Annotated in this window: 2 protein-coding genes; both read right to left on the bottom strand. The window is 42.0% G+C overall.

The features are described from left to right. A partial coding sequence (locus tag AB5935_RS27270) for a two-component regulator propeller domain-containing protein (RefSeq protein ID WP_368328009.1) occupies positions 1-199 on the bottom strand: 199 nt, incomplete at its 3' end. Between the two features lie 129 nt (positions 200-328). Further along, positions 329-1,168 (bottom strand): glycerophosphodiester phosphodiesterase family protein (locus AB5935_RS27265; RefSeq protein WP_368328008.1); only part of this gene is annotated, 840 nt, incomplete at its 5' end.

Here is a 1,168-nt window from a genome sequence, read left to right as displayed (position 1 = left end):
CGCTACCATAAGAGCAGTTCAGCCCGTTACTTGTCCCTATCCATAAAAAGCCATAACTATCTTGAATTGCACACCAGGTTGTGTTATGAGACAGTCCGTTCTCTACCTGATATTTCTTAAAGGAAAACTCGGCAGATGCCATTAATGGCTCAATACAAAGAGTAATAAGACTGATAAATGCTATTATTGACTTTTTCATATTATATACTCATGTCGATTCAGTGAGCCAAATATAGCTATTTTAGTAACCTAAGCCAAATCTCAAATTTATTTTCACTTGGAGAATAGATAAAAGCAACACAGATAACGTCTGTTTATATCATCGACGTTATCTGTGTGCCAAATAATCCAGCATGAATCCCGGACGATCAGTCTGGAGAATCCGTGCCCCTAGCTCTTCAATCAGATATCCATAGTTTCCATCCGGATCTTTTAAAGCCTGATCGTCTTCATGCCCTCCCGCAAGAGAAGCCCACAACGTATTGTACCAAATCCGACTCTTTCCCAGAATAATCGATTTCACTTTTCGAGGCAAAGGACTGGAAGAATCCGAATAAACCAATTCGAAGGCAGCAGGATGCAGCTGTGTCATATAGTCCCTGACCTTCTTTTCGCCATCCTTTCCGTCAAGTCCTATCACCGGTATGTAAATCACTTTATCCAGATAATCTCCAAACTCACTTTTGACAGTTTCCACCGGCTGGCCTCCTTTCATTATCACCAAACTGGCAGTTCCGGTTTTCTCGAGCACAGCGTATACCTCGTCAAACACAGAATACGCCTTATCCAAGTTAAACATAATCTGACCTTTGCCTGCCAACAATGCCTCTTCCAATGTTGGAACAATATGTTCTGTCAGATTTCCATCCTTATCTTTCAGTTTCAACTTCTTGATTTCTGCCAATGTATAATCCTTAATCAATCCTTTACCATTGGTTGTCCGGTCTACACGGTCATCGTGCATCAATATTAATTGTCCGTCTTTAGTCTTGTGAATATCAATCTCCACAATATCCACTCCCATTTGTATGGCACTATCAATTGCCGCTACGGAATTTTCCGGTGCACTCCGCCAGTTCCCCCGGTGTGCCACGACTAACACCTGATCGGACTTCGGATCTAAAAATGCCTTACGGATCGTTTCTCCCCGTTGTGCAAACAATATAAG

It is taken from the genome of Phocaeicola sp. RTP21198st1_B8_RTP21198_201120 (genome assembly GCF_040929485.1).
Classification (GTDB): domain Bacteria; phylum Bacteroidota; class Bacteroidia; order Bacteroidales; family Bacteroidaceae; genus Phocaeicola; species Phocaeicola dorei.
This window is presented reverse-complemented; position numbering and strand designations above follow the sequence as displayed.